Source organism: Geomonas oryzisoli (genome assembly GCF_018986915.1).
In the GTDB taxonomy this organism is placed as follows: Bacteria; Desulfobacterota; Desulfuromonadia; order Geobacterales; family Geobacteraceae; genus Geomonas; species Geomonas oryzisoli.
The window spans coordinates 4,424,958-4,443,319 of the sequence record NZ_CP076723.1 but is presented as its reverse complement, the minus strand read 5'-3'; the positions used below and the strand labels follow the sequence as shown (position 1 = coordinate 4,443,319).

Below are 18,362 nucleotides of genomic sequence, written 5' to 3'. Positions count from 1 at the left end.
GCGCCTTTTGGCCAGGAGGCCCCGCTCAGACCAGCCGGTAGGCCTTCAGTTCCTGCTTGAGCCAGGCGTAGACGACGGGGGCCGCGACGAGGCCCGCCATGCCGAAGATGGCCTCCATGACCAGCATCGCGGTCAAAAGCTCCCAGACGCTCGCCTTCACCTCGCTGCCGACGATGCGGGCGTTGGTGAAGTACTCCAGCTTGTGGATCAGCACCAGGAAGGCGAGCGAGGCGAGGCCGACCAGGGGGGAGACCCCGAGGCTGATCAGCACGATGGTGAAGTTGGAGATGAGGTTTCCAACCACCGGAAGCAGCCCGGCGATGAAAGTGAGCAGGATCAAGAGCGTTACCATGGGGAGGTAGATCCCGCACAGGGGAAGGACCACGGCCAGGTACAGCGCGGTCAGGGCCGTGTTCAGAAGCGAGATCTTCACCTGGGCGAAGACCACCTTATCGAAGGCACCGGCGAGGTTCAGCAGCCGCTCGTGCAGGTGGGCGGCCAGCGGCGGGAACCCCTCTTCCTTATTGAACCGGTGCAGGACGGCGAGGCTCCCCACCACCATGCCCAGAACCAGGTGCGCGAAGGTCTTCACCCCGCTCATGCCGACGGACGAGATGTTCTTGCCGTGCTCGCGCAGCATGGTGACTATCTGCTCGCGCAGCTCGTCTACCGTGTCCGGGAGGAGCGCGGTGAGGTCCTCGGGGAGGTTCCGCTTCAGGTTGTCCAGGGTCTCCGCGGCGGTCCCCAAGAGGTTCGACATGCCGTGATGTCCACGCAGGAAGGACCACAGCCCCAGGCATATCCCCGAGACCAGCCCGATCACGAAGAGGATGATCCCCGCCAGGGCCACCTTCTGGGTCAGGGTACCCCAGCGCACCGGGAGCTTGAGCGCCAGCTTCGCGGTCAGCGCGTAGACCGCAAGGCCGGCGAAGACCGCGGGCAGCAAGTGGAAGTGCAGCACGGTGACGACGGCGGCGACCGCCAGCGAATAACTTACCTGCAGGGTAGTGGGGACCTGTCTCGTTTCCATGACCATCTTTTTACTATCAACTCTTGCGCCCGTCCAGAAAAATGAGGGATTGTTGTTCCGCTTTGCAACCAAGGGGTGCCGCACGGGCAAAAAAAGGCGCCCGCGGTTTGGCTGCGGGCGCCTTTTTTAGGGCTGGACGCGAGGGTCGGGACTTAGCCAAGCCCCTTCGCCGCCGCGAGCACCGCCGCGTAGTCCGGCTCCTGGGTCACCTCGGGGACGAACTGGATGTAGCGGATCACGTTCTTTTGGTCGATGACGAAGATGGCGCGGGCCAGAAGCTTCAGTTCTTCGATCAGCACTCCGTAGGCCAGGGCGAAGGAGCGGTCGCGGTAATCGGAAAGGGTGACGACCTTGTCGATGCCGGCGGCTCCGCACCACCTCTTCTGGGCGAAAGGGAGGTCGGCGCTTACGGTCAGGACCACCACGTTCCCCGGCAGCCCCGCCGCTTCCTGGTTGAAGCGCCTGGTTTCCGTGTCACAGACCGGCGTGTCCAGTGAAGGTACCGCGCTGATGATCTTGACCTTTCCCTCATAGCTCGCCAGCGTCACCTGACTGAGAGAGTTGTCCACCACGGCGAAATTGGGAGCGGCATCCCCCACCTTCAGTTCCGGCCCCACCAGTGTCACCGGGTTTCCCTTGAAAGTTACTTTAGGCATAGTTCCTCCTGCACAGGTTGAATTCTCGGGAAAGGGTAAGACATTTTGCGCGGATTGCAACTGCTGCCTTATACAGGGGAGGCCTGCGCGCCCGGGCGTGTCCGCTAGAGAAGGTTCTTCTGCCTCCCCCTCCCGCAAGGGGAGGGGGGACCACGAGGGGAAAGGGGACAGGCACCTGCGGAGCCAGTCCCCTTGTTACGGCATGGGGAGCCCGTCGACCAGGAGGCGGGTCACTTCCTCCGGGGGGGCCGGGCGGCAGAAGAGGTACCCCTGCATGACGGCGCAGCCGTGGTCCAAGAGGAAGGTCATCTGCTCGGCGGTCTCGACCCCCTCGGCGACGATATCCAGCCTCATGCTGGTGGCCATGGAGATGATGGCGGTGGTGATGGCCGCTCCGTCGGCGTCCTTGGTCACGCCCGTTATGAAGGAGCGGTCGATCTTCAAGGTGTCGATGGGAAAGCGCCTGAGGTAGCTGAGCGAAGAGTAGCCGGTGCCGAAGTCGTCGATGGAGACGGTGACCCCCATGCGCTTCAAATCGGCCAGCGTCGCCGTGGCCTGCTCCACGTCGCGCATGATCACCCCCTCGGTCAGTTCCACCTCCAGGTGGCGCCCCTCCAGCCCGAAGTTTTGCAGGCACTCGGCCACCATCTCCACCAGGCTCTTCTTGAGGAAATGGCAGCCGGACAGGTTCACCGCCACCCGTGGGGGGGTGATGCCCTGGGCGCGCCAGGCGGCGATCTGGCGGCAGACCGCGTGCACCACCCATTCGTCGATCAGCATGATCTGACCGCTCTCCTCCGCGAACGGGATGAAGCTGACGGGGGGGACGAAGCCCAGTTCCGGGCTCTGCCAACGGATCAGGGCCTCCAAACCGACGATGCGGCCGCTGTCGGCGTCGACCTGCGGCTGGTAGTACAGCACGAATTCCTCGTTCGCCAAGGCCTTCCTGAGCTGCCGCTCCAGGAGTAACCGCTCGCAGGCCGCGTCGTTCAGGGCCTGCATGAAGAACTGGGCGTTGTTGCGTCCCTCCTTCTTGGCGTGGTACATGGCGGTGTCGGCGTTTTTCACCAGGGTCATGGCGTCCTCCCCGTCATCGGGGTAGATGCTGATGCCGATGCTGGCCGAGACGCAGATTTCAACACCGTCCAGGAGGAAGGGGTCCGAAAGGAGCTGCAGGATGCGCTGGGAGGCGGCGATCACCCCCTTGCTGTCCTGGATGTCCTCCATGATGACCGTGAACTCGTCTCCCCCCAGCCGGGCCACCGGGTTGCCGTCCCCCGCCGCCCCCAACCCCTGCCAGACGGAATCATAGCCGCGGATGCAGTGCTTGAGGCGCTCGGACACTTCCCGGAGCAGGTTGTCCCCCACGTCGTGACCCAGGGTGTCGTTGATCTCCTTGAAGCGGTCCAGGTCGAGGAAGAGGACGGCAACCTTCTTCCGGTAGCGGCGTGCGAAGGTGAGGGCGCGTTCCAGAAGCTCGCCGAAGAGGACCCGGTTGGGAAGGCCGGTGACGCTGTCGTAGTAGGCGAGGGCGCGCACCTGTTCTTCGATCCGCTTCCTCTCGGTTATGTCCTGGATGGTGCCGGAGATGTGCACCACTCGGCCGCTCTCGTCGATGGCGACCTCCCCCTCGGTATGGCAGCAGCGCTCGTCGCCGCGCGGGAGCACGATCTGGTGGTCCAGGCTGATCGGCCGCTGGTAGGAGCAGGCGTCCTCGAAGGCCTTGTTGAAGAGCTCCTTGTCCAGGGGGTGGATCGTGTTGAGAAAGGCCTGATAGGAGGAGTCGAACCCGTCGGGGGCGACGGCGAAGATGGTGGAAATTTCCTGGGACCAGTAGAACTTGTCGTTGAGGACGTCCCACTCCCAGCTCCCCATGTGGGCGATGCGGTGGGCGTTGCTCAGGCGTGCCTCGCTCACCCTGAGGTCGCGCATGGCCTTGCTGGATCGGAGCATGTAGCGGACCCGGTGCCGCAGGATGGCCCACTGGATCGGCTTGGTGACGAAATCGGTGGCCCCCGCGTCGTAGGCCTGCTCGATGGCGCGCGTATCGTCCAGGCCGGTCATCATGAGGATGGGCACGTCGCCTCCGGCCGGCACGGCGCGCAGGGCGCGGCAGGTCGCGAAGCCGTCCATTTCCGGCATCATCACGTCGAGCAGGACGATGTCGGGCTGCAACTGCCGGAACTGCTCCAGGGCGACCACCCCGTTTTCCGCCTCCGCAACGAAGAACCCTGCCTGTTCCAGGGCCGCCACGGCCAGGGCCCGCATCATCTCGTCGTCATCGGCAACCAGGACCACCTCGGGTCGCAGTTCGTTCTCATCCTCGGTCTGGTACGCTTCCATTTTCGCAGTCATCTCCTCCATGGTCGTTACACCGGCAGCGTCTGTGCGGCTGCTTCCTTCAATCTCATCCGATCTGCTCGGGCCCCGGGGCGAGGTCCGGCAGTGCGGTGAGGTACTCCACCGCCTTTCGGTGCTGCGTTTCGATCCGGCTCACGAGCGGCTCGGCCCCTTCCAGGACCCCTTCGACGGTCAGCAGCTCCAGGTGGCGGCAGGTATCGGAGAGCGCGAGGCAACCAAGCGAAGCGCTGCTCGATTTCAGGGTATGGGCGGCTTGGCGCACCCTCTGCGGATCCCCTCCGGCTAGCCCCTCCCGCATCGAGGCCACCAGCAGCGGGCTGGACTTCATGAACGACCCGACCACCTTGGCCAGCAGGTCGGGCTTGCCCGGGAGCTGCAGCGCGCGGATCTCGTCCAGGACCGCAGGATCGATGCCGTTGCCGGCGTCGGTCGCCGCAGCTTCGGCCGATAGTGCCGGTTCCTCCGCGCAGGGAGCCTGCGGTGCGATCCAGCGCTGCAGCATGGCGACCAGCTGTGCCTGTGTGAAGGGCTTGGTCAGATAGTCGTCCATCCCGGCCGCGAAGCACTGTTCGCGGTCGCCGCGCATGGCGTGGGCGGTCAGGGCTATGATGGTGCGCCGTTTTCCTTCCGGTGCGCCGTCCTCCCGCTCCCGGATGGCCCGGGTGGCGGCGTAGCCGTCCATGAGCGGCATCTGGCAATCCATGAAGATCAGGTCGAAGTCGTGGTGCGCGACGGCATCGAGGGCTTCGACGCCGTTGTTGGCCACGCTGACCCGGCAGCCGGAGGCCTCCAGCATGGCCGTTGCCACATCCTGATTGACCGGGTTGTCCTCCACCAGCAGGACCGCTGCCGACAGCGCCGCCGCCGTCCCCTGCTCCGTGTCGAGCTGCGGCCGTACCGCGCGACTCATCCCCACCCCCAGAAGATCGATTATGGCGTTGTACAGGCGGGACTGGCGCACCGGCTTGCTGATGTAGCAGCCGATGCCGGCCCTGATCGCCTCCGCCTCGTCGCCGTACTGCCCGACGGAAGTGACCATGAGCAGCCGGGTCGAGGCCAGCGCCGGGTCCGCCTTGATGGCGCGGGCCAGATCGATGCCGTTCATCACCGGCATCTGCATGTCGAGGATGGCCAGGTCGTACGGCGCCTTGTCCCGGGCCGCCCGCCGCATCAGTTCGAGGGCCGTCGCCCCGTTGTCGGCCATGTCGGCGCCGATACCCCAGGCGTACAGCTCGTGGTGCATGATGCTCAGGTTGGTTGAGTTGTCGTCCACGATGAGCGCCCGGTAGCCCGCCAGGGAAACCCCTTCGGGGGGCGTGGCGCGCTGCGCGGTATCCCGGCGCAGCTTTAGCGTGAACCGGAAGGTGGACCCTATCCCGAGCTCGCTCTCCAGGGTGATCTCCCCTCCCATCAGCTCCACGAGCTGGCGGGCGATGGTGAGGCCCAACCCGGTGCCGCCGTACTTGCGGGTGGTGGAGTTGTCCGCCTGCGAGAAAACCTCGAAGATCCGCTCCTTCACCTCGGGGGGGATGCCGATGCCGGTATCGGCCACCTCGAGCTGCACCACGGACACCTCGCCGCGTTCCTCCTTGAGCGTCCCCCGGATCACCACCTCGCCCCGGTCGGTGAACTTGACCGCGTTGCCCACCAGGTTCATCAGGATCTGGTGCACCCGCACCTGGTCCCCCACCAGCACCGGCGGCACGTCCTTTTCCACCAGGGCGACGATCTCGAGCCCCTTGCGGTGTGCCGTTTCCGCGAGGAGCTCGACCACGTCGGCCACGGTCTCCTGCAGGTTGAAGGCGGTCTCCTCGAGTTCCAGTTTGCCGGCCTCTATCTTGGAGAAGTCCAGGATGTCGTTGATGATGCTGAGCAGCGCCTCTCCGGAGCGGCGTACCGAGGAGACGAAACGGTTCTGCTGCTCGTCGAGCCTGGTGGCCATGAGGAGCTCGGTCATCCCCAGCATGCCGTTCATAGGGGTGCGGATCTCGTGGCTCATGTTGGCGAGGAACTGGCTCTTGGCGCGGCTGGCCGTCTGTGCCGCCTCCATGGCACGCTGCAATTCGGCCACGGTCAGCTCCAGCTCCTGGGTACGCTGTGCCACCTTCTGCTCCAGCTGATCGCGATAGCTGGCCAGCTCGTGGTCGCGGGCCTGGATCTGCCCCAGCATTTCGTTGAAGCCCTCCATGAGGGCGCCCAGCTCATCGTCACCGCTTTTTTCCACCCGGACCGCGTAGTCCTGGTCCCGCGATACCCCTTCCATGGTGCGGGCAAGCTGCATGATGGGCGCCGAGACCACCCCCTGCAACTTCAGCGAGACCAGGTACGAGCAGAACAGGCTTCCCAGCATTGCCAGCAATGCGCCTGAGAGCACCCAGATCAGCTTCGAGTTGACCTCGCGGTAGTCGGCGCGGATCACGACGGTCCCCAGCTGCTGCCCCTCCAGGAGGATCTTGGAACTGACCACCATGTCGCCGTCCACATCCCAGAGGTCCCCCCCTGCCGCCTCGAGGGCCAGGGCTTTGCCGGTCTTTGCCTGCGGCTCGACCCCCGGAGCATGATAAGAGGCGAAAGGCTGCCAGTCCTCGGCAAGGATGTAGGCCTCGAGGATATACTTCTTGTCTTCGAGGAACTGCAGCGTGCGCTGGGCGTCCTTCTTGTCCCCGAAGGCTACCGCGGCAGAGCTGTTGTGTCCGACGATGGAGGCGAGCGTGGAGAGTTCCTGGTGCATGCCGATGCGGGATAAGACGAAGGTGCCCACCACGAAGGTGAGCGAGACGAGCACCAGGGTGAAGCCGCTGGCGATCAGCAGGATCAGTAGCAATTTTTTCCGAATCGGCAATCGACCGATCAATTTCCGCATGGCTTCTACCTGTGCAATGAGATGACTGTTCTGGTCACCTTTCCTATATCCGATCCCTGTGTCCGTTGACGTATATCCTGTTAGTGCAACCGTATCGGAAAAAGGATGTGGGAACTTGAACCATTTTGCGCGGGTCCTGATAGGCAATGGCATCTTGTCGAGGTGAGGGAGTGCGGAATTCAGGGGAGCTCTAGGGAGCGCATCCGGAAGGAAACGAAAAAGCGGGGGAGGGATGCATGGCATGATCCCTCCCCCGCCTCAGTGGGGTTTAGTGCCGCCGGACTTGCGGCTTCAGTCGAGGTCGATGACGACCGGTTTCCCTTCGTGGGCCGAGGCGTAGGCGCCCAACTCGTAGTCCTTCTGAGAGATGTGCCTGACGAGCCAGTCCTTCAGGAAGGTGATGATTTCCAGAGAGATGGCGCTCGTTCCCGCCAGGAACTCCTTCTGGATCTCCCCGATTCTTCTGATGAAGAAGGCATGTTCCGTCAGGTGTTCCTCGCTCGCGGGGAACGCTACTTTATCCATCAGCAACTCTTCCTGAGCGAAGTGATAGGTTGCATAATCGATGAGCTCATCCAGCACGGTCTCGAGGCTCTTTCTGGACTTCCCGTCACAGAATTCGTCGTACGTCTTGTTGAGCAGTTCCACCAAGTGTTCATGATGTTCGTCGATCATGTCGTGTCCGACCGCCAGACTTCCATCCCACGTCACGATAGGCATGTAGAGCCCTCCTGTTCAAGTATCATGTGGTTGTTATCGGAACGGGTGGGATGAAACTTGAAGAAGTGTGATCTGCTAAAAGTACTATGCAGCCCAGAATGACGAAAAAGGCACCTGCATCAAGCTGCAGGTGCCTTTTTCACTTCAATGCCAAGGGGCTAGGCGACCAGGCGCCGACCGAGCTCGAAAGCCTTCCGGCAGTTTTCCGGGAAGAGCACGCTGTGCCTTTGCCGCCGCTGTTCCGGGTCGAAATAGCTGAAGACGTATTTGTCGTAGTCGTCGAACTGCAGGGTCTCGTTGCAGCAGAGCGTTTCGCACTGGCCGAAGATCCGGCCGAGGAAGGCTTCGTTGCCGCCCATGTGGACCGCGTAGTTGACCTGCTGCATGACGGCTTCCGGCACGTTCATGGTGTAGATGAAGGCGGTCCGGATCTTTTTCTCGAACAGTGACTCAGGCGGCTGCGCGTACACGAAGTACTGGAACAGGAGTCTTTCCAGGAAGGAGCACATCTCCCCTGTCGCCCTGCCGAAGTAGACCGGCGAGCCGAGCACCAGCCCGTCGGCCTGCGCGATCTTCTCGAGGACCGGCGTCAGGCCGTCCCGCATGGCGCACTTTCCGTAGCTCTTGCCCCCCTTGAGCTTGCAGGCAAAGCAGCTGGTGCATCCCTTGAAGTCCAAGTCGTAGAGATGAATAAGCTCCGTTTCCGCCCCTTGGGCCGCCGCACCCTCCAGCGCCTTTTGCAGCACTTGGGCGGTGTTCCATTGTTTCCTGGGACTGCCGTTGATTCCGATGACTTTCATGGAGGTCCTCCTGGTATTGATGTGCCGTGCGGGCATGGCAGCGAGATTTCCGGCAGCATAGACCAAAGGGCGCACGCTGGATAGTACGAACCTTTTGGTGCCATAGTACCCGTCCGGAAACTGTGAGCGCAGGCGGATCTCACCCTGCGTAGAGAAATACCCCTGCGATGGCTGCTGCCGTGAGCAGCAGCGGTTCGGGGATTTTGAAGCGCCAGAGGATGGCGAGACTGACTGCGCCGATTATGGCGGTCGGGAGGTCGAAGATGGAACCTTGCCCGAGAATTAGCGCGGCTCCGGCAATGGCCCCCGAGGCTGCCGACGTCGCTCCTTTCACGAATCCCTTGAGCTCGGGCCGGTCACGGTTTCGGAGGATGTATCTGCCCATGAACAGCACAGGTACACCGGAAGAAAGACGCCGGCGGAGGCGACCAGGGCGCCCCAGAAACCAGCGACGAGGAACCCCACAAACGCCGCGGTGATGACGACCGGCCCCGGGGTAATGATGCCGACGGCAACCGCGTCCAGGACCGTTCGGTAAGCCAGTGGTGCCGCAACACCACTCCTTGGTGCAGGAAGGGTACGATAGCGAGTCCACTGCCAAAGGTGAAGGCGCCGGCCTTCACGAAGAAAGCTCCCAGTTGCAGAAGGACGGGAGTTGCCATGCCGGTACTCAAAGTTGGTACGGCAGCCATGATGCTGCGGGGCTTCAGGCGACTGCCGGGGGGGGAGTAAAGGAGCATGCCGACCAGCCCTGTGGCAACGAAAAGAAGGGCGATTTCGGCGCGAGCGACCACGGTAATAATGGCTACCATGACGAAGATGGCCCAGAGACGGCGGTCGGTGCCGACGGTGGTGCGCGCGAGACGATACGCCGACAGCGCCACGATGGCGATGATGGTCGGCCCCATGCCATAGAACAGGGCCTGGACCACGGGAAGCCCATGGTAGGAAACGTACAGCCAGGAGACCGCGATTACGATCAAGAAGGTGGGCAGGATGAAGACGATGCCGACCAGGGAAGCGCCGGCCACGCCGTGACGAATGAATCCGATCCACATGGCGAGCTGGGCGGCGAGGGGGCCGGGCATCATCTGCGAGAAGGCAAGCCCCTCGCGGTACTCGTCCTCCGTGATCCAGCCGCGTGGGATGAGGTCGCGTTGCATGTAGCCCGCCAGGGCAATCGGGCCTCCGAAGCCGCTGGCACCTAGACGAAGGAAATAGAGCACCAGTTCCCACAGTCCCACGGTGGGCTCCTTCCCCGTCACCCTCCTGATGTCGTCATTTTCTTGCATGTCATTTACCTGCGTTGGTTCGATCCTGGTACCCTGCCCCTCGTGGCGTGGAGGCTACCGAAAACATTACCAGTGTTTGCACATTCTGTCACAAGGGTGCCGACACTGGTCACCACTTCCAACCGATCACCCGCAAGATCACCTACCCAATGGGAAGGCCCGTATTGCTGACCCTTCAGGTTGAGCGGTCGAAGTTGCAGGTTGGACGGTCGAAGTTGAAGGTTGGGCCGTCGAAGTTGCAGGTTGGGCCGTCGAAGTTGCAGGTTGGGCCGTCGAAGTTGCAGGTTGGACCGTCGAAGTTGCAGGTTGGATCGTCGAAGGGGCAGGTAAGACCGCCAAGTGGGGTGGGGTCCGGATAGGAACCAGAACCTAAAGAAGATCGCCCCCGCTGGGCGTGGTCCCAACGGAGGCATTTGGAAGTATCAGGCTTGGGGTAAGGAGACGAAGTTGGACCACGGCCCGGTGACCCTGCCGCGAATGGCCCTGATTCTCAGCCAGTTGTTCGTGGTACGGTTAATGTTGGGCAGCATGATGTCCCTGCTGTTGGTTGCCGATGTGATGAGCTTCCAGTTCCCCTCAACGTTTGGATCACCTTCGCACAGCCAAACCTGGTACCCCTTCGCGCCTTGAACCTTGGAGACGGTGGCGAAAAGGTTTCCTAGCGCATCATAGATGATTCTGAAACCGTGGGGCTGGGTCAGGATCACCTTTTTGGAGGGATTCTTCGCCGGAAGCCGGACCAGACCAAGCTTTTGAGGCATGGTCGGATCTTTGATGGCGGCACTTCTAGCAAGGCCACTGAGCATGTTGAGGAACTGCTTGACCGCCTCGCGGTCTTCCTCGAACGCTTTTACCCCCTCGGGCTCCCCTTTCAGGAAGCCGGGATATCCACGTTCAAGGCGAGCATGGAGTTCGGCGTAAGATTCAGGGGTCGGGAATAGCGACATGAGGTAAGCGTACACCTCTGGAGTGAACGCCACTACCATCGCCGCAGAGTGAGTGATCAATTCCGGATCGCTGACGTCGTTAAACGGCATGTCAAAACCCTCCTTGATTGGAAATATTTAATCCTGAAGAGCGTAACCGCGTCAATCCATTTGGCAAGCAGAAATTTTGGAATTCCTTTACCCCGGTTGAGAGCCGGCCGTAACAAAAGGTGGGGTGGACCAGCACAGATGGTAGAGGGAGACGGGCAGATCTTGCTGCGTTACCAGTGCTTAGGCAGGAGGATGCGGAATTCGGCACCGATGCCGGGGTGATTGACCACCTGGATCTTGCCGCCGTGGTTGGTGATGATGCGGTTGGCGATGGGGAGGCCCAGGCCGGTACCGGTCTGCTTGGTGGTGAAGAAGGGGGTGAAGATGTTGTTCAACTGCTCGAGCGGGATGCCGCCGCCGGTATCGACGATCTTCACCGAGATGGCTTCCTTGCCGTCCAACTCGGCGGGGTGCACCTGGATCGAGAGCTGCCCCCCCGGCGCCATGGCCTCGATGGAGTTCTGGATGATGTTGATAAACACCTGCTTCAACTGCTGGCAGTCGCCGAGGAGTAACTGGCGCTGACGCGGGAACTTGGTGCTGATCTCGATCTGCTTCTCCTCGACCGTGGGCGCGGTCATGGCAAGGGTCTCGTTGACGATATCCACGATGTTGCAGCGGGTGTAGCAGATGGTGGTCTTTTTGGAAAAGAGCAGGATCTCGGAGAGGATCCCTTCCAGGCGCACGACCTCCCGCACGATCAGGTCGGCGCTGGCCCGCTCGTCGCTCTCGGCGGGGAGCTTGCGCGCGAGGCGCCCGGCGAAACCGCCGATGGAGACCAGCGGTCCCTTCAGTTCGTGCGCGATGCCCGCGGCCATCTCACCGATGGTTGCCAGCCGCTCCTTCTGGAGCAGGCTCTCCTGGGCCTCGCTCAACTGGCGGTGGGCGTCCTCGATCCGGTTGTAGAGCATCGAGTTCTCGATCGCCATGCCGGCCTGGTTGGTAAAAAGCTGCAAAAAACGCAGGTGCTCCTGGGTGATCGGGGAGAGGGTGAGCGCGTTGTCGACCAGCACCACCCCGACCGTCTGGCCGTGGGCGATCAGGGGGGAAGCTGCCAGCGCGGTGCGGGAGACCGCGGCCGTGTCGGCGCCGATGCCGGTCTCTTCCGGGATGTATATCAACCGCCTCTCGAGCACGGCCTGCGATGCGATGTTCAAGGTCGGGTCCAGCTCCAGCCTCTTGCCCTGCACCTGCCGGGAGAATTCGGACTCCCGCTGAGCCGCCATCTCAGCCTCGGTTATGTCCCAACGGCTGGAGAGGAGGTCGTCGCCTCCCCCTTGCGGCATGGGAAGGGGAGGGGCGTTCTCGGAAGTAACCCCTAGCATCCCCACCAGCGACCCTGAACGCTCGTTGGAGAGAAACAGCATGGCCCGGTCGAAGAACGGTGTTGGGCCTGAGGTGAGGGCGGTAAGGGTCAGGTGGATCAGCTTGTTCAGCTTGATGGTGGAGAGCATGGTGTTGCTCAGCCGGTACAGAAGGGACAGTTCCTTCAGTTTCTTCTCGTTCTCCGTGTCGAAGCTCGCCACCCGCTCCTCGCAGATCGCCTCGGTGAGCGCACCGGCGACCAGGCGGGCCATGGTCCCGGTAAATTCCGCCTGTTCCGCGGACAGCAGGTCCGCCCTGCCGAACAGGGAGAGGGTGCCCAGGAGTTGACCGTTGCAGCTGAGCGGGGCGCAGAGGGCATAGCGGCACGATCCCGGCAGGGGGAGCTTGTCGGTACGGGGGGCGCCGGCGGCAAGGGCGCGAGCCGAGAACCTCTGCTCGAACTCGAGTAACGCCGTCAGCTCTCGTCTGGAACTGCTGTGGCACCCTTTGTACACCCTGCCCCGGTTGCGCCCCTTGGGGGCGAGCCGGATCACCGCGCAGCCGGCGAGTCCCGAGCCGGTGCAGAGTTTGACGACCTGGGATAGCAGGGCGGCGGTCGGGGTGGGGGCCGCCAGCAGTTGGCCGAGCGAGGCGAGCAGCGACAGGTTGCGGCGGGCCTTGTGGGCCTCCTGCTCGGCGGCGAGGCCGGACAGGGTAAGCGAGAAAACGGGGACCAGTTGCCGGCAAAGCGCCAGGCTTTCGGCGGGAAGCTCGGGGTCGGGACAGGCGAGGGATAGGATAGCGGCGAGCCCGGTGCCGTCCAGGATGGGAAGGGCGACGAACCGGCCGGCCTCACCGCTGCCGCGCTCCTCGGGGTGCAGGTCGACGGAGGTGCCATAAACCTCGCGCAAATCGGAGGCGGCACGGCCGGCGCACCCCTGGCCGTAAGGGATCAGGCAGCTGCGGCTGGCGCCGGAGAGCAGCGAGCTGAAACATTCGCTGAGAGCGGGTTCTGCGGAATCGGGGAGAAACAGGTCGGCGGAGGCAATGCCGGGGGTGCGGGCAGCCAGGCGGAGCAGGCTGCGAAGCCGGCCCTGGTGCGAGCGGCCGGAAGACTGGGCAACACGTAACGCTTGCTCCAGGAGGTTATTTCCCTTCCGGGCAGCCATGCGCACTCCGAAGGACGAAAACTCGTGGGATGGGAGATCTAGCGGAACCTTTCCTTCTTTTCCTGCTCCATCTTGCAGTCGATGCAGAGGGTGGTCACCGGGCGGGCCTTCAGGCGCGCTTCACTGATGTCCTCTTCGCACACCTCGCAGATGCCGAAGGTGCCCTGATCGATGCGGTTCAGCGCTTCCTGGATCTTGACGATCAGTTTGCGCTCGCGGTCCCGGATGCGCAGTTCGAAAGTGCGGTCCGATTCCTGGGTGGCACGGTCGGTCGGGTCAGGGAAGTTGGTCGTGTCGGAGTTCATTTCCATGACGGTCCGGCCAGCCTCTTCCAAGAGCGATCGTTTCTCTTCCTGGAGGATACCTCTGAAGTACTCGAGCTTTTCCGAATTCATGACACCTACCCTTTCTAATCAATACGACATTAAAGAGGATTTTTGTAAATTAGTAAAGTGAAATTTTCCTCTTAACCAAAAGTTGCCGAAATCCAAATGTCGGCCGTCCGGCCTCCCGAAACGGCGCTAGATGGCGTCGAGCGCCTCGGCGAGAGAGTTGACCCCGACGACCTTCATGCCCGCGATCTCCTTCTTGGGTGCGTTCCCCTTGGGGACGATGGCGCGGGTGAAACCGTGCTTCACCCCTTCTTTGAGCCTTGATTCGCCGTTGGAAACCGGGCGGATCTCGCCGGAGAGCCCCACCTCGCCGAATACCAGCAGGTCCTGGGGCAGCACCGAGTTCCTGAAGCTGGAGACGATGGCCAAGGCCACGGCCAGGTCGGCGCTGGTTTCCAGCACCCGGATCCCTCCCACCACGTTGACGAAGACGTCCTGATCGGCGAGGACCAGCCCGCCGTGCTTGGTGATCACGGCGAGGATCATGGCGATGCGGTTCTGGTCCAGGCCGATGCCGAGTCGGCGCGGCGAGCCGTATTGGGCCGATACCACCAGCGACTGTATCTCGACCAGCAGCGGCCGGGTACCTTCCCAGAGCACGCTGATCAGGCTCCCCGGCGCCTCCGTCTCGGTGCGGGTCAGGAAGATGGCCGAGGGATTCTTCACCTCGCGCAGCCCCCGCTCGGTCATCGCGAACACGCCGAGCTCGTTCACCGGGCCGAAGCGGTTCTTGGTGGTGCGCATGAGCCGGTAGCGGGCGTCCTCGGTGGAGGAGAGCATCACCTGGGTGTCGACCATGTGCGACAGGGTCATGGGGCCGGCCAGCGCCTGGTCCTTGGTGACGTGGCCGACCATGATCAGCACCACACCGGAGGTCTTGGCGTAGCAGGTGAAGGCCGCTGCGGACTCGCGGACCTGGGACACCCCGCCCGGGGCCGCGTCGATCCCCGCGGACTGCATCACCTGGATCGAGTCGATGACCACCACCTCGGGGCGTACGCTCTCGGCCGCCTCCAGGACCCGCTCCACGGAACTCTCCGCCAGCATCTTGACCCGGTCCAGCGGCAGCTGCAGCCTGCGGGCGCGCCCCGCGATCTGCTGCAGCGACTCCTCTCCGGAAACGTAGAGCACCTCCTTGCTGGCCGCGGCGTGACACATGGTCTGCAGCAGGATGGTGCTCTTCCCGGCGCCGGGGTCGCCGCCGATCAGGATGACGGAGCCGGGGACGAAACCTCCCCCCAGCACCCGGTCGAATTCTTCGCTGCCGCTGGAAAAGCGGGCCTCCTCGGTACAGCTCACCTCGCCCAGCAAGGTCACCGCCGAGGTGGCTCCGGCGAAACCGTCACGGCGGCCGGCACGGGGCTCGGCGCCCAGGCGCACCTCTTTGATGGTGCTCCAGGCGTCGCAGGCGCCGCAGTGCCCCTGCCATTTGGGATAGGTCGCGCCGCAGTCGGAACAGACGTACCCGGTCTTCACCTTTACCTTTGCCATACCCCCCCAGCCCCGCGGATCGCGGGTCAAAAACTACGTAATCCTAAGCTTTTTGGGAAAACGTGTCAACTGCGGCGCGCGTTCGGGCTCGAACCTCGACTTCAGTTTGACAAGCTTTCCCCGGCTAAGATAAAATCACGGCTTCTTTTTGAAGGTTTGCCCGATCCAGGAGGCGTGGTGGCGACTGCCGACAAGAAAAGAGCAAAGTCACTTTCCCCCCGCGAGATGGACCGTCTGTCTGCGCTCTGTCTCGACGCGGTCGGCGCGCTGAGGGTGGTCTTCCGGGAGATCGGGGACGGGATGATCCCGGCCGCCGAGCCTCTCATGGAGCGGGTACGCGCCCTGGCGCATGCCGCCCTGAAGGACCCTGCGTCCCTGCTGCTGTTGGCCCCGACCCGCGAAGATGACGACTACACCTTTCAGCACAGCGTGGGCGTGGGCGTACTGGCCCTGGCGCTGGCGGCGTCGCTTGGGCATGACGGGGAGCAGGTGGCCGAGTGCGGGTTGGCCGGATTTCTCCACGACATCGGCAAGAGCCGGGTCGACCTCTGCATACTGGACAAGCCGGGCAAGCTTTCGGGGGACGAGGTACTGGAGATGCAGAAGCATCCCGAATACGGTGCCGAGATCGTGCGCGGGATGGCCGGGGTGCCGGCGAGCGTGGTGGAGGCGGTGCTTGCGCATCACGTCCGCTTCGACCGCACCGGCTACCCCGAGTCGGCTCGTACCCTCTGCCTCGGGGTACCGTGTGCCGTCGTCGCGGTGGCGGACTTTTACGACGCGACCACGACGCTGAGGACCTACCAGCGGCCGATGTTGCGGGACGAGGCGGTCGAGGCGCTCAGAAGGGCGCGCGGCACCGTGTTGGACGGCAGTATCGTGGAAGGGTTGCTGGAGCTGACGGACGCGGGTGTGTGAGCGGGATCAGGGGAGCTGCGCCAGGGCCGTAACGGCGGCGGCGCGGGTCTTGTCGAAGGGCGAGGAGAGGAGCTTGATCACGGCATCGGAGAGGGAGCTTCCCCCGATGCGCCCCAGGGCGAGGGCGGCTTCGGCATCCAGGATGCCGTCGTTGGCCTCGAGGAACGGGGCCAGTCTGCTTGCCAGGGAGGGGTTGCGGTAGCGCGACACCGCCTCGATGGCCAGTGCCCGTACGGTGACGGCAGGATCCTGAAGCTTTTCCAGCAGCGTGGCGAGCGCATCGGGGCGGGCGAGTTCTCCCAGGACCTTGACCGCCGCGCAACGGATGTCTTCTTCCGGCCTCCCGGCGCAGTAGTAGAGGATCGGCAGCACCTTGTCGTCGCCGATCCGCCCGAGGGCGTAGATGGCGGCGACCTTGGTGGCGCGGTCGCCCCGCTTCAGGCGGTCGAAGACCTCCTCCAGGCTCTCAGCCGCCTCCAGCGCCTCCAGGGCGGTCGAGGCAGCCAGGCGTACCTCCGCGTCCGGGTCCTTTAAAAGCGGGATGATGGCGTCGCGCCTTTTGATGCGTTCGGCATGGTCCATAGCGATGATAACTAACAAAATTCTGCCCGCGGCACAACACAATTTAATCAATCCCCGCCCAGCGGCGGGCGAGATAAGGAGATATTGGATGGCAAACAGGATCAAATGCATCGCACTTTCCGCCCTGGTGCTCCCCGGGTTGGGGCAGCTGTACCGGGGGAGCCGGGTCAAGGGAGGGGTGATGCTCCTGCTCGACAACATCTTTCTGCTGGGAGGGCTGTTCGTCGGCCTGCGCAGTGCGGGGAAGCTCATCGCGGCCGGACGGCAGGGGCTCACTCCGGAGCAGGTGCTGGGGGCGATCCAGATGGATGCCCCTTACGTAAAATGGCTTTTGGGTGGATTCATGATCGTATGGGCGTACGGAGTGGTCGATGCCGCATTTTTCAAAGGAGACAATTGACAAACGTTATTTTATTGTGAGATAAGGGTAGCGCTTCCCGGCTGTGCAAGCGGGAAGCAAGGGAGGCGCTCTCTACATGATACGTGCTGAAATTCTGGGAACCGGCGGCTATGTCCCGGCCCGGGTCGTTCCCAATACTCACTTCGATTACCTGGTGGATGATGCGGACCAGTGGATCCACTCCCGGACCGGCATCCGTGAACGACGCTTCGCGGCAGCGGAGGAGGCGACCTCCGATCTCGCCACCAACGCCGCCCTCCTCGCCCTCGAAAACGCCGACCTCGACCCCCTCGACCTGGACTGCATCATCGTCGCCACCTCCACCCCCGACATGATCCTGCCCGCCACGGCCTGCATGGTGCAGAAGAACATCGGTGCCGCCAACGCCTTCGCTTTCGACATGAACGCGGTCTGCAGCAGCTTCATCTACGGCGTGGAGCTGGCCGACAACCTGATTCGCTCCGGGAAATACCGCAAGGTGCTCCTGATCGGGGCGGACACGTATTCGAAGATCCTCGACTTCGACGACAAAGGGACGGCGCCCCTTTTCGGCGACGGCGCCGGCGCGCTGATCCTGGGGGCGGGGCTCTCCGGCAAGGGGATCCAGCAAACCGTGATGAAAAGCGACGGCAACGGTTGGGAGCTGATCCAGGTCCCGTCTTCGGGATCGCGCAAGCCGGTTAGCGCCGAGAGCATCGCCGCCAAGGAAAACACCTTCAAGATGGCGGGCAAGAGTGTCTTCACCTTCGCCACCGACGTCATTCCCCGCATCATCTCCGACCTGGCCGAACGCGGCGGCATCACCCCTGAGGCAATAGACCACATCATCCCGCACCAGGCCAACGTGCGCATCATCGACTTCATCTCCAAGAAGACCGGCATACCCAAGGAGAAGTTCCTGCTCAACCTGGACCGTTACGGCAACACGGCGGCGGGGTCGGTGGGGCTCGCCCTGGACGAGAACCGGAGAAACGGCGTGATCAAGCCGGGGGACCTGGTGCTGATGATGGGGTTCGGCGGCGGGCTTTCCTGGGGAGGGGTGCTGTTTAGGGCCTAAAGGCGCAATCGAGACTAAGACTGAGATAAAGATTGAGTAAAAACAGAGATAGCAAAAGGGGATGGGCCTGTCGGCGCCATCCCCTTTTTATTTACTCGGATCAGTGACGCGGGAAAAGTCCCCCTTTGCGAAGGGGGATTTAGGGGGATTTGCTTTGATCTCGTTCCCAAGGTTCACCTTGGGAACGCAAAGCTTCTCGAAAGCTCCAACACCCCTCGGATGCAAAGCTGGAGCTTTGTACAATATGGGGTTCCCAAGCTGGAGCTTGGGAACCAGGAAAAGTCTATTT

14 protein-coding genes and 1 pseudogene are annotated in these 18,362 nt (G+C 63.0%); 3 read left to right on the top strand and 12 right to left on the bottom strand.

Going from position 1 to position 18,362, the window contains the following annotated elements:
- Nucleotides 1-25: 25 nt before the first annotated feature.
- The 11 genes and pseudogenes from KP004_RS19345 to radA form a co-directional block, all read right to left on the bottom strand.
- Nucleotides 26-1,030, bottom strand: a complete 1,005-nt coding sequence (locus KP004_RS19345; protein WP_216800019.1) for an AI-2E family transporter — start codon at nt 1,028-1,030, stop codon at nt 26-28.
- 152 nt (nt 1,031-1,182) lie between these two features.
- On the bottom strand, nt 1,183-1,686 hold the full coding sequence (gene tpx / locus KP004_RS19340; protein WP_216800018.1) for a thiol peroxidase: 504 nt from the start codon (nt 1,684-1,686) through the stop codon (nt 1,183-1,185).
- Between the two features lie 195 nt (nt 1,687-1,881).
- Entirely contained in the window at nt 1,882-4,041 is a 2,160-nt protein-coding gene (locus KP004_RS19335) for a putative bifunctional diguanylate cyclase/phosphodiesterase (protein ID WP_239026865.1), read from the bottom strand.
- Nucleotides 4,042-4,093: 52 nt separating this feature from the next.
- The gene (locus KP004_RS19330; RefSeq protein WP_216800017.1) at nt 4,094-6,871 is read right to left on the bottom strand and encodes a response regulator; all 2,778 of its coding nucleotides are present in this window, start codon (nt 6,869-6,871) and stop codon (nt 4,094-4,096) included.
- Nucleotides 6,872-7,201: 330 nt separating this feature from the next.
- Complete coding sequence (locus KP004_RS19325; protein WP_216800016.1) at nt 7,202-7,630, bottom strand: bacteriohemerythrin; 429 nt, start codon at nt 7,628-7,630, stop codon at nt 7,202-7,204.
- Nucleotides 7,631-7,788: 158 nt separating this feature from the next.
- Nucleotides 7,789-8,430, bottom strand: a complete 642-nt coding sequence (locus KP004_RS19320) for a flavodoxin family protein (RefSeq protein WP_216800015.1) — start codon at nt 8,428-8,430, stop codon at nt 7,789-7,791.
- Nucleotides 8,431-8,569: 139 nt separating this feature from the next.
- A pseudogene (chrA, locus tag KP004_RS19310) lies at nt 8,570-9,722 on the bottom strand (chromate efflux transporter).
- Between the two features lie 422 nt (nt 9,723-10,144).
- Nucleotides 10,145-10,759, bottom strand: coding sequence for a hypothetical protein (locus KP004_RS19305; protein ID WP_216800012.1), 615 nt, complete (start codon nt 10,757-10,759; stop codon nt 10,145-10,147).
- Nucleotides 10,760-10,929: 170 nt separating this feature from the next.
- The gene (locus KP004_RS19300) at nt 10,930-13,233 is read right to left on the bottom strand and encodes a GAF domain-containing sensor histidine kinase (protein ID WP_216800011.1); all 2,304 of its coding nucleotides are present in this window, start codon (nt 13,231-13,233) and stop codon (nt 10,930-10,932) included.
- 38 nt (nt 13,234-13,271) lie between these two features.
- Complete coding sequence (dksA, locus tag KP004_RS19295; protein WP_183343984.1) at nt 13,272-13,628, bottom strand: RNA polymerase-binding protein DksA; 357 nt, start codon at nt 13,626-13,628, stop codon at nt 13,272-13,274.
- A 126-nt stretch (nt 13,629-13,754) separates the two neighbouring features.
- Nucleotides 13,755-15,116 (bottom strand): DNA repair protein RadA, encoded by a 1,362-nt coding sequence (gene radA, locus KP004_RS19290; protein WP_216800010.1) that lies wholly within the window; start codon nt 15,114-15,116, stop codon nt 13,755-13,757.
- A 156-nt stretch (nt 15,117-15,272) separates the two neighbouring features.
- Between radA and KP004_RS19285 the strand changes: the two genes are divergently transcribed.
- The gene (locus KP004_RS19285; protein ID WP_239026864.1) at nt 15,273-16,034 is read left to right on the top strand and encodes an HD-GYP domain-containing protein; all 762 of its coding nucleotides are present in this window, start codon (nt 15,273-15,275) and stop codon (nt 16,032-16,034) included.
- A gap of 6 nt (nt 16,035-16,040) precedes the next feature.
- On the opposite strand, the gene KP004_RS19280 is transcribed toward KP004_RS19285, so the two are convergent.
- A complete protein-coding gene (locus tag KP004_RS19280; protein WP_216800009.1) occupies nt 16,041-16,616 on the bottom strand; it encodes a HEAT repeat domain-containing protein in 576 nt (191 codons plus the stop codon).
- 88 nt (nt 16,617-16,704) lie between these two features.
- Here KP004_RS19280 and KP004_RS19275 point away from each other — a divergent pair, with 88 nt between their 5' ends.
- Both KP004_RS19275 and KP004_RS19270 read left to right on the top strand, forming a co-directional pair.
- Nucleotides 16,705-17,016: a hypothetical protein gene (locus KP004_RS19275; RefSeq protein WP_216800008.1), complete on the top strand. Its 312-nt coding sequence runs from the start codon at nt 16,705-16,707 to the stop codon at nt 17,014-17,016.
- A 76-nt stretch (nt 17,017-17,092) separates the two neighbouring features.
- On the top strand, nt 17,093-18,073 hold the full coding sequence (locus KP004_RS19270) for a beta-ketoacyl-ACP synthase III (protein ID WP_216800007.1): 981 nt from the start codon (nt 17,093-17,095) through the stop codon (nt 18,071-18,073).
- Nucleotides 18,074-18,362 lie beyond the last annotated feature (289 nt).

Bases quoted from the DNA above. Each gene is read 5' to 3' on its own strand.
- tpx (WP_216800018.1), bottom strand. From the start codon at position 1,686: ATGCCTAAAGTAACTTTCAAGGGAAACCCGGTGACACTGGTGGGGCCG.
- KP004_RS19345 (WP_216800019.1), bottom strand. From the start codon at position 1,030: ATGGAAACGAGACAGGTCCCCACTACCCTGCAGGTAAGTTATTCGCTG.
- KP004_RS19335 (WP_239026865.1), bottom strand. From the start codon at position 4,041: ATGACTGCGAAAATGGAAGCGTACCAGACCGAGGATGAGAACGAACTG.
- KP004_RS19275 (WP_216800008.1), top strand. From the start codon at position 16,705: ATGGCAAACAGGATCAAATGCATCGCACTTTCCGCCCTGGTGCTCCCC.
- KP004_RS19270 (WP_216800007.1), top strand. From the start codon at position 17,093: ATGATACGTGCTGAAATTCTGGGAACCGGCGGCTATGTCCCGGCCCGG.
- KP004_RS19325 (WP_216800016.1), bottom strand. From the start codon at position 7,630: ATGCCTATCGTGACGTGGGATGGAAGTCTGGCGGTCGGACACGACATG.
- KP004_RS19305 (WP_216800012.1), bottom strand. From the start codon at position 10,759: ATGCCGTTTAACGACGTCAGCGATCCGGAATTGATCACTCACTCTGCG.
- radA (WP_216800010.1), bottom strand. From the start codon at position 15,116: ATGGCAAAGGTAAAGGTGAAGACCGGGTACGTCTGTTCCGACTGCGGC.
- KP004_RS19300 (WP_216800011.1), bottom strand. From the start codon at position 13,233: ATGGCTGCCCGGAAGGGAAATAACCTCCTGGAGCAAGCGTTACGTGTT.
- KP004_RS19320 (WP_216800015.1), bottom strand. From the start codon at position 8,430: ATGAAAGTCATCGGAATCAACGGCAGTCCCAGGAAACAATGGAACACC.
- dksA (WP_183343984.1), bottom strand. From the start codon at position 13,628: ATGAATTCGGAAAAGCTCGAGTACTTCAGAGGTATCCTCCAGGAAGAG.
- KP004_RS19280 (WP_216800009.1), bottom strand. From the start codon at position 16,616: ATGGACCATGCCGAACGCATCAAAAGGCGCGACGCCATCATCCCGCTT.